Annotated in this window: 5 protein-coding genes; all 5 read right to left on the bottom strand. The window is 68.2% G+C overall.

The features are described from left to right. Positions 1-120 precede the first annotated feature (120 nt). On the bottom strand, positions 121-1098 hold the full coding sequence (locus tag ACIQWG_RS40525) for a hypothetical protein (RefSeq protein WP_404106094.1): 978 nt from the start codon (positions 1096-1098) through the stop codon (positions 121-123). A 1104-nt stretch (positions 1099-2202) separates the two neighbouring features. Next, on the bottom strand, positions 2203-2904 hold the full coding sequence (locus tag ACIQWG_RS40530) for a DUF6308 family protein (protein ID WP_404106096.1): 702 nt from the start codon (positions 2902-2904) through the stop codon (positions 2203-2205). A 140-nt stretch (positions 2905-3044) separates the two neighbouring features. Further along, on the bottom strand, positions 3045-4268 hold the full coding sequence (locus tag ACIQWG_RS40535; protein ID WP_404106099.1) for a VWA domain-containing protein: 1224 nt from the start codon (positions 4266-4268) through the stop codon (positions 3045-3047). A gap of 1789 nt (positions 4269-6057) precedes the next feature. Then, positions 6058-6588: an SHOCT domain-containing protein gene (locus tag ACIQWG_RS40540; RefSeq protein ID WP_404106101.1), complete on the bottom strand. Its 531-nt coding sequence runs from the start codon at positions 6586-6588 to the stop codon at positions 6058-6060. Between the two features lie 165 nt (positions 6589-6753). Continuing rightward, positions 6754-10062: a phosphodiester glycosidase family protein gene (locus ACIQWG_RS40545; protein WP_404106104.1), complete on the bottom strand. Its 3309-nt coding sequence runs from the start codon at positions 10060-10062 to the stop codon at positions 6754-6756. Positions 10063-10351 lie beyond the last annotated feature (289 nt).

Consider the following 10351-nt stretch of genomic DNA (forward strand, 5'->3'; position numbering starts at 1 on the left):
GATTCACCATCGCACCGGCCCACCGGGAGAGATCGGGGTTCGAGTCCCCGAACGCCCTCTGGGCGTACTCGTTCAATTGGCAGGACACTCCCTACCTTCTTCCCGACTCTTGCTCGCTGCTCAGGGCCGCCGCCAGTCGGTCGAGGCAGGGCTGGTCAGCCGGGTCACGTTCCGTTTCGCTGGTGTTCCGGTCCGCAGGGCTGCGACGAGAGCATGCTGGCGCTCGGCCAGGTGAGCGATGGCTTCGACGGCCGTCAGGCCGGCCTGATCTGGCGTCGCGTTGGCCTCGTGCCGGTACCAGTTGCCCAGGAATTCCAGTGTCAGGTCGACCAAGGCTCGGCCGGCGTGGACGTCGAGCAGGTCGGTGGTGGAGGTGAACCGTCCGTCGTGCAGGGCGGTGTTTCGCAGTGCGTAGAGCCAGTCCAGGCTTTTCTTGAACCGTGCTTCGGTCTCTTCTATCCAGTCGGCGAGAGAGTTGGGATCTGCCAGTCGCGCGCGCCAGGTGCGCAGTCGGTTGGCGGTATCCCCGCCGAGGCGCCCAGCGAGTGCGGTTAGGGCGTCTGCAGCCGCGTGCAGCGCCGGGTCTGCGTCGGCGGGCGGCTGGAGTATGTCGAGCCATCGGTTGGGATCGCGAAGCAGCCCGTCGTCGCCGATGGCGGTCCAGGAGTCCACCACTGCTTGGTGGGACTCGGTCTCCAAAGCCAGCTCCAGGGCGGCGCGGCGGCGGAGTTCGATGGCTCGTGCCGCTGCCGCCCTTTCTGCCAGCACTGCTGTGTTGTCGCCGTCGGTGGCGCTGGCTGCGGCCTCCAGTTGGTCGGCGGTGCGCTGGGCTGCGCGGTGTGCGGTGCGGGCGGCCGACAGCAGGGCTGCTGCTGTGGTGCGCGTTCGCTGGTGCAGGTCGATGATTTGCTGGCGAGTGGCTTGAAGGCTCAGGGCGCGGCCGAGCGTGCCGGTGCTGTGGGACTTGACGTCCAGTGCCTCCAGGGCGCTCCAGCACAGCCCGGCGGCCGTCGTGGGGGCCTCGGTGACCCGGGCGACGTGGGCGGTTCGCAGGCTTTCGCGCAGCGTCGGCGGCCAGCTTGTGGTGAGCGGCCGCACCGGGCCTGATCCGTACGGCGGCTCTGAGTGTTCGTCGCGAGTCCGGGTCATGGGCGAGGGTTTCGGGCCGCAGTCGGATCTCCGCGATTCGCTGGCCCGCCACGTATTGGTCGAGCGACTCCGAGGCTCGCCGCCGTCCCAGCAGCGCGGCGGCGCCCAGGTCTCTGGCACGAACCGTGAAGGTCAGCAGCGTGTGGCCCCCGGCCTGGTCCCCGGACCATGAGCGGCGGGCTGTGGAGGCGGCTGCGGCCAGGTCGGCGAGTGCCTTGATGTCGGCGGTGGCGTGTCCCCATCCGGCCAATGGTGCACCGGGCGGGATGGCTGCGGCTGCCGCCGCCGGGTCCATCAGTCCGGCCAAGGAGTCAAGGCGGGATGTTCCTTCAACCACTACGGCCACCCGGAAGTCCCGTTGCGCCGGCAGAAGCGCTCTCAGGAGCGTGTCGGCGTCGAAGGTGCCCCGGCTCAGCTCGGAACGCACCTGGTCGTTGAGCAGTTGATACTGGCGCCCCTCCATGACGCACAGTGCTGCGAGCTCCAGAGCGAGCCGTTCTCCGGATTCCGCCTGCTTCGTCCCGTGCCAGGCCGCTGCGAATCCGTCGGCGACACTGATGTGAACGTCGGCTACACAGGCTTCCAGGTCCTTGGCCTGTGCGGCGCAGTCCGCCGTGCCGTTCAGTCCTGCCGGGCCGCCTGCTTCGATGCCCTTCAATGCCGCCACGGCGCCGTCGAGCGTGCCCGGCGGGAGGTGCGGCTCGAGTTCCCCGAGTGCTTCCAAAGCAGCGTCAACCAAGTTGAGCGTCGGCGTGACGAAGGGCTGTGGCTTCGAACGCCCTGGCCGTCCCCGGGACTCCAGCGCGGATTGTGACCGGGCTATCGCAGCGACCGCGGTCGGCGCGCTAGTGACATGCTGCGTCGAGACGGCCTTGGGATCACGCGCCGCCAATACGGCTTCCAGCAAGGCCCGTTGCCCGTCCTTGAGCCCGGCTTGTTCACACCGTCGGATCAGATCGGCCTCGGCACCCACCAGTGACATGATCCGACTCTAGCGGCGCGCCCGTCGGAGGAGTTGTTCTTCGGCAGAGGCGTATGCCTGTCTCATGGCTCTCAGTCTGAGTCCACGAACTGGTGTCTCAATCCGATGCAGTCCGCTGCTCGGTGCTCCTCGTGGTGACGCATCCAGAGCACGACATCGCAGATCCGTAGCGCGCTGACGGTGTCGGGGACCCTGACGGACCGGCGTAGAGCCAGCAGTTCGTGGTGCAGGGCGCGGTCGTCGGCGCGCAGGGCGGAATGCAGGTCGAGCCAGAACGCGGTGGGGCGGCCAAGGATGCAGCGCACGACTTGGTCGTAGACGGGAAGGAGCCGCGGGCGCTTGCGAGTGAGGAGTTTGCCTGCGGTGACCCACCCTATTCCGGGCTGGCTTGTGAGGAGGCGCCAGGCAGCGTCGGCGGGTGATCCGGGAGCGAGGTCGCAGGCGTCGGCGTCGGCCATGTCCAGGTGGTTGGGGATTTCACGCAACAACTCAGACAGTTGCTGGCCAAGCGGTCCTTCCAGGAGGTCCAGGGCGCCTTGTGCCGGGATCATCACCGACAGGGTCTGCAGCGCGATGAGGTCGTCGGCGGTCACGACGTTGGCGACAGCTGGACGGTCTCCCCCGCCTGCCAGCTGTTCGAACCGTCTCCCGGTGAACGACGCAGCATCCGCCGGTTGGCCGATGCCGAAGTAGCGGCGGAGATCTTCGCCTGCCTGAGCTTTCGCGATGAGGGGGTGCAGTCGACTGGCGAGCGTTTGGGGATCAGGAAGCACGGACTCCTCCGAGGCACGGGCCGGCAGCGGGGACGGCATCCGGATGCGGGAACGAGAATGGCCACGCCCACATCAACACAGTTGCGCAACCCGGCGGTTGTTGTGGACTCGCTTGTGTTCTGGGGCGAGGCCCAGCCATCTCACTGCCGCATCCACGTGGCGAAGGCGTCGACGAGACCTGTGTAGAACTGCTCGCCGGGCACCGCGCCCGGGTTCTTGCTGGCATCATAGAAGGCGACGTTGGTGAAGGTCGCCGAGGCGGAAGCATTGAGGTTCTTGTAGAAGGCAAGCTTGCCGCGGCCGAACCCCACGAACAGCCAGAACACTCCCAGTGAAGCGGTGTTCTGCAGGAGTGAGCGAACCTCTGCTTTGTCCCAGGGCTCGTCCCCGACCTGGGTCACGATGAAGGCGGGATCAGCCGCACCCGACTCCTGGTAGTGGCCGACGGCACGTCGCATCGCGTCGGCAACGTTGCCCCAGCCCCAGTCGACCTGAGTGTGCAGCTGGCCGATGCGGCCACGGTAGTTGTCCAGCCTGATCTCTTCGAGGAAGGGCTCTCGCCCGCTGGAGAACACCACGGGCACGGTGCCGTCGTCGTCCAGATTGGCCGACAAGGCCAGAACCCGCTCGGCGAAAGCCTGCACCGCAAATGACTCGTACAGCTCCTCCATGTGCCAGTCGTGATCCAGGATCAGGTATACCGCTGCCCGCCGATCTGAAATCCCGCGGTTCACGAGGACCTGGCTGGCCTGCCGTGCGGGAGCCAGCAGGCCAGGGGCCCGCCGTTCCACCTTGGCCAGATCCACCCCCGCCCCCGCGGGAGGGGTCCGCGTCTGCGCTGGAAGCGGCCCGGAGGGCACAGGAGCGGGTTCTGGGTCGATGTCGACGCCGTAGTCCGTGGCCAGTCCCGCCAGTCCGGAGGCGTATCCCTGTCCGACAGCCCGGACCTTCCAGCCATCGCCACGCCGGTACAGCTCTGCCAGGACTACGACCGTCTCCCCCGCAGCGAAGTCCGGCGCGGTGAACGACAGAGTCGATGCGCTGTTCTGGGTGATCGCAAAATGGGGTGCACGGGTGAAGACCGCACCCGGTTGCAATGGATCAACACTCACCACGATCACCACACGGTGCACATCGGCGGGCAGACGCATCAGGTCCGCTGTGACAGCGGGGCCAGTGACCGACACGCCATCCTGAGTCGGATGATTGTAGAAGACGAGGTCTCTGTCGCTGCGAACCTTGCCGTCCAAGCCGAGTAGCAGCGCGGACACGTCTACCGCAAGCCCATGCACTGCCACCGACAAAACCGTCGACGCCGCCAGCAGTGCTGTGTTCTCGCCTTTGCGCAGCGACATCGTCTGCATCGTGCCCCGCCCCCTTGATCACCGGAAAGGACACGGTAGCCACCTACGCGTCCAACTGTCGCCGCTTTGGCCAGGATTCGCCCCCGTGGCACCAGTCGCCGTACCTGAGGGCGTTCGCCGCCAACTACTCTGTGCTGTCTCGCGCTCGGCTGGTGCGACGGCGGAGCGCGCACGGTTTACCCGCCAAGCGGAGCAGGCAGGAGCCCTGCATCCGCAGAGGCCAGCCACTCCTCGGCTCGCTGCACCAGCGTGGTGTGGTGTGTGGCACAGCACTGTGGAGACAGGCCGGACGTGGGCCGAGGACGTTACCCCTGCCTTGCAAGACGGGACTTGCCCGTCAGGGTCCAGTTGAGGTCGTACGTCTCAGGGCAGACCCTCCATGACGCGAGCAGCCCCTTCAGCACTAGTTGGTCAAGTACACAGGGTAGTTCCGAGGGATGGACGCCACTGGCGCGCGCCATCTGCTCGAGCGGACTCCAACCGCTGCCGGCCTCGGGGGTCGCATGTGCCGCGAGGTAGACGCTCGCCAGTCGCGGCAGTGGGCCAGCGGCCCCAGCCTTCGAGGGGCAGCCAGCCCGCAGCGCCCAGTCGGCGGCATGTCTTCGATCATCGTGGGCTGGGGCCTGGCTCAACAGCGTGGCGTCGAGTAGTTCGGCGATGGCCCCTCCTGCCCCGCTCACGGGCATGACGCGCAGCCATCGTGCGTGTTCCACCTCATCCCACACGTCCGGGGTGTTGAGGCGAAGGCTGCGCAGCATGCCCTTGGACAGGCGGACATGCATGGCGGCATCCATGCGCAGCGTGCACTGGAGGGCGAGGAGGCGTGCGGCGGCTGAGGTGCCGGGAGGGAGGGAGGGCGGCCAGGTAGCTGAGGATTTCACGGACCCGGGTCTGCGCACCCGGACCTCTGGGCTGCCGTTTGGGTCGTGGTGCGGCTGTCGGGCGATCCGGCGCGCCGGCGAGGGCGGTCTCGGGCACGACGGCGGCCTGGGCCGTCGCGGCGGCGCAGGCTCCGCAGGCGTCGGCGAGCCGCCAGAGCCGTCCGCCGCGCTCGCATGCGAGCAGGAGGCGGATGGGGCCGTCGCAGCCCCGGTGGCGGGGGTGCCAGCGGCAGCCGCGCTCGTGGCACTGACAGACCCTCAGACGAGCGGGACAAGGTCGCCTCGCGCGTGTCGTGCGAGGTGGGCGAGGGCGGCTGAGCGAGCGGAACTGCCACCGCCCACGCGGCACCAGGCAGAAAAGCAGACACATTAGATTTCGCATACGCCGCGGGCCCGCTGTTCACTTGCCTCGGCGCGCGGGAAGGGTAGGAGCGCCATGACTGAAACCACCGCCGAAACTACCGAGTTGACCGCGCAGTACAGTCACACAAGTTGCTGGAGATCTTGAACGTAACCTCAAGGAGCAAGAGCGCCTTGGCGGGGAAATCGAAATGCTCCAGGCTCAGTTGACCACCCTGCGGCACGACCACGCAGTCCTGGAGAACATCCAGCAGGCTCTCGCCGTCCCGGCAGCGCCCGCCGCGTCTGAGGTCGCTCCCGTCGCGGCGGTGCGTGCTCCGCGTAAGAAGGCATCGGATGCGGCCCAGCAGGCGAATGGCAGGAAGGCCGGCGCCACGGCCAGGAAGTCGACCAGTGGCAAGAGTGCACCCACGGTGGCTCGCACCCGACGGGTTTCAGATCGCTCATGTACTTGGCTCAGCCCAAAAAATGGACACTCCGCCGACCTCGAACCAGCCGACTGCGCCACCGCGATGACTGACCATTCCCCACCACCGCGCCGGGGCGCATCACATGCGGGCGAGGATCTCCGCCTTCTTGGCCGCGAACTCTTCCTCCGAGAGGATGCCCGCATCGCGCAGTTCCGCCAGCTGCCGCAACTGCTCAACAGGCGTACTCGGCTGCGGTGCGGGGGCCGCGGCATGAACAGGGTGAGTGGTGACAGAAGGGGCCTGGCCAGGGGCGGGGATCTTTCCGAGCACCAAGTCGGTGAGCAGCGCCTTGATGCCGGGAGCCGCGTCATGGGGCACTCGGAAGTCGATCGTGTTGCCCGAGGCCACCACCACGACTTTGGTGTACATCAAGCCGTCCCGCTTGGTCACCACGCTGGAGATGTTCTTGACCGGGATCATCTCGGTGCCCGCGTCGGAGCTACGGACTCCTGTGGCCAGGAGCGAGGCGCCGCCGGTCAGGAGGCCCGCCGTGAGCTTCTTGGCGCTCATACCGCGCCGCTCCCACTCGACCCGGTCGTGATAGATGGCTACATCGGCGTTCTTGCCCTCGATGTGGCTTTTGAAGGTCATCAATGCGTTGCTGGACATAGTTGCTCCTGGCTTCAATGCGGCGTGGTACGTGCCGCCCGCAACTAGACACACACCGGGAGGCAAGAGTTGTGCGAACGTCAACGGCACGATCCCGCGGACACCTCGCCGGCAGAACGCCGACGGGGTGCCCGGGACTGCTCGGGCACCCCGTCATGAGTCAGGTCACTGGACGGTGTCCTGGACGCTGCCCGTGATGCCGCCGGAGGTCACCGAGATGGTGACGGTGCCGGTGCGGTGGGCGGTCAGGGCGCCGGTGGAGGGGTCCACCGAGGCGACCTTGGGGTTGCTGGAGGACCAGACGTGGGAGGCCGGGTCCGCGATCGGGATGGTGAGCGGCGCGATGTTGTCGCCGGCGATCTGGTCGCCGGTCGCGGTCAGGGTGACGTGGTCGCCCTTGGCGATCGGGTCCTTGGGGCCCTTGACGGTGATCGACGCCAGAGCCGGCTCGACGCTGTACTGCAGGTCACCGTTGTCGCCGATCCGGACCAGACCGAAGTGGTAGATGCCACCCTGGTCGGCCGGGGCGTAGGCCGGCATGCCGAGGTCCGCGAAGGTGAACTGCGGGATGCCGCCCTTCTCGACGGTCGTGCTCTCGCCCTCGGGGTTGAGGATCTGCTCGGCGAAGCCGCGGGCGTGACCGTACATCATGATCACGTGCTGCTTCGGGTGCGTCTGCTGGTAGCGCTGCACCAGCCGCAGGTACATCCGCGCCTCCCAGCGGTCGGTGAACTGGCTGTTCGCGGCCGGGTGCGGGTCATACGCGGGCATGTGGGTGATGACCAGCACGTCCTTCGCCGTGGTGTCCGTCAACTGCTGGACCAGCCACGGGTACTGCACGCCCTCGGGGTTCTGGAACGGGTCCGAGGACTGCAGGCTGCCGTGCGAGTTGTCGGTGACGATCATCCGCGCCGCGCCCTGGCTGTAGGCGTAGTGGGTGTCACCGAAGGTGTCGCTGTAGTTGCCGTTCTCGGAGTCGGCGCCCTGGGTGATCTCGTGGTTGCCGACGATGTCGCGCGCGGGGATGCCGAGGGCGTCCATCTTGGACTTGGCGTACTGCAGGTCCACGAGCGCGCCGTCGTCGGGCATGTCGCCGAGGAACTGGGCGGAGTCCGGCCGGGCCTGCGGCGTGAGGGTGGGCAGCCGCTGGGCGATGGAGTCCATCACGTTGCTGCTGACCGAACCCGGGTCACCGGCGCGCATGTGCGCGTCGTCACCGGTGAGGATCGTGGTGCCGCGCTTGTCGAAGTCGGCGGAGTCCTCCTCGAAGGACAGCCACTTCGGGTTCTGCGGGATCGCGTGGTACTCGGGCGCCGTGACCGGTCGCGGCGAGTACAGCGCCTGCAGCCCGGCGACGTTCAGCGAACCGGTGTACGAGGTGCTGGGGCTGATGGCCAGGAAGTCCAGGTAGCTCACGGTCAGCGGGAACTTGTAGCCGGCCGGCAGCTGGGCGACCGCAAGGTGCCAGCCGTTCGACGTGACACCGGTCAGGTACAGCGGGGTGTTGGCGGTACCGTCGATGTTGATGTACTTCTCGGCCAGCTGAAGGCTGTCGGGGCCGCCGCCCTTGATCCACACACCGATGCCGGTGGGAACCTGTCCGTTGTGGGTGTCGGTCTTCAGCGTGACCTTCGGCGACACCACAAGCTGCTTGACGCCGGAGGCGGCCGGCATCGTGTAGTCGAGACGCAGCGAACCGGACTCGGTGGACCCCGGCGGGACGACGCCCTGGTCGAAGGACAGCGTGGCAGGCTTGCCGGTGGTGTTATTGCTGAGCCGCCAGACGTCCGTGCTGTTCATCGGGTCGATGACCTTGGTGACCCGGCCGACCGCGATCGACGTACTCGCGCTGGTACCGAAGACCGTGGCACTGACCTCGGCCAGACCGCCGTGCTCGGTATCGGCGGTGAACAGGCCGTGCGCGTCGACGGCGCCCAGGTTGTCCGGGGAGACCTTCCAGGTGGCCGCCTCAGCGGGGATCTGCACCTCGTCGCCGCCCTTGACGGAGCCGGACAGGATGAGCTGCTGGGTTGCTCCGCTGTCGAGGTCGGCCTTGTCGGGCGAGACCGAGAGGGTCTCGAGCCGGCTGACGACCTCGAGCTTCTCCGAGGTGAAGGTCTTGCCGTTGAAGGCGATGATCCGGCCCGTGCCGCTGCGGTGCGGGGTGAGCTTGCCGTCCTCGTAGGAGGCGAGGGACGAGGGCACGATCCGGACGTGGGTCTGGCCGGCCGCCGGGTTGGCGAACCGGTCGAGGGAGTGCACCGGGAGCGGGATGGAGCCGCCGGCGACAGTGGTGACCGTCTTGCCGCCGTTGACCACGACCTTGTCGGCCGGTCCGGCCTCCTTGGCGGTGGAGTAGAAGAAGATGCCGTTGGCCACCGGGCGCTCGGTGTTGCCGGGCAGGTCGGACGGCGTGTTGACGACCTCGGCCTGGTCGGCGCCGGGCGAGCGGCTGACCATAGCGGTGGAGCCGCCACCGTCGAAGAGCATCGCGGTGTAAGCGCCGTGGGCGAGCATGTAGCCCGCGACCTGATCACGGGTCACGCCGAAGGCCGTGCTGGCGCCACCGTGACCGTCGACGGCGACGACGACGGCGTGCTTGCCGTCCTTGGTGATGCCGACGGCGGTCTCCGGGTTGGCGCCGCCCGGCGGGGTGCCGGTCGGGTCCTTGTAGACCTTGCCGTCCTTCACCAGCGTGTCGACACCGCTGATCAGCTGGGTGAGATCGTTGTCGGGCGAGAGCTGGGTGGTGATGCCCACCGTGTCGCCCGTGTGCAGGTTGTCGGCGAGCCACTGCCCGCCGTCGCCGGCGCCGAGCAGACCGAGCTGGTCGGCGGAGAGCTGCGGCACGGTGGTGACGCCGCCCTGCACGCTGTCGACGACGAAGCCGCCGTCGGTGGTGTGACCGAGCACCACGGTGGACGGCTTGGACAGGCCCGGGGTCTCGCCGAGGCTGGGGGTGACCTCGGTGATGCCACCGGAGGCCACGTCGTTCACGGTGTTCACCGAGGAGAGCGCGCGAGTCGCGGAGCCGGCCGTGATCGTCCCGGCGAAGGTCTCCGGGCCCATCACGATGGTGCCGTCGGGCTTGACGCCCAGCTGGGAGGCGAAGCCCGGCTTCGGGCTCTTCAGCAGCTTCCCGTCGGTCATGATGCCGCCGAGCGGGCGCCCGCTGGCGTGGATCTCGAAGTAGTCGCCGTTGACGCCGGCCACCGCGTGGGTGCGGTGGGCCATCGATGAGGGCGTCTCGTCCGCCGGGTTGGTGATGGTGTCACCGGCCTGGACCATACCGACCCGGAGGTTCGGGTCGCCGAGGTCGGCCTTGAGCACCTGGATGTGCTGGCGGCCGCCAACGGTGTCGTAGGTCTCGCTGTAGTGCTGCAGGCCGCGCGTGACGGTCTCGGCCGGTGTGCGGGTGTAGTCCACCACCAACGGCCAGTTTTCCGGTGTGTCGGGGAGCCAGTTTCCGTTCACCGCATGACTGTCGGCAGCCGTGTCGTCGGAACCAGCGGCGGTTCCCGCCGCCGTCACAGCACTGGCGAGGGCCAGCGCCACCGCGGTCGCCACTGCGGTGCGGCGCGTACCGCTCCCCGCAGGTCTCTTTGCGCGAAGTCTCATTTGCGTGTTTCCTCATGGACGTGGGGGGCGGGGGGGGGCCCCCCCCCCCCCCCCCCCCCCACCCCCCCCCCCGCGCCCCCCCGCCCCCCCCCCCCCGGGCCCAACCACCCCCCAAACCGACGGCACCCCACAAAGTCGCCGGAGA

Origin of the sequence: Streptomyces sp. NPDC098781 (assembly GCF_044759995.1) — a bacterium.
Classification (GTDB): domain Bacteria; phylum Actinomycetota; class Actinomycetes; order Streptomycetales; family Streptomycetaceae; genus Streptomyces.

Excerpts from the sequence above, each read along its gene's own strand:
- ACIQWG_RS40535 (WP_404106099.1), bottom strand. The coding sequence starts at position 4,268 with ATGCAGACGATGTCGCTGCGCAAAGGCGAGAACACAGCACTGCTGGCG.
- ACIQWG_RS40540 (WP_404106101.1), bottom strand. The coding sequence starts at position 6,588 with ATGTCCAGCAACGCATTGATGACCTTCAAAAGCCACATCGAGGGCAAG.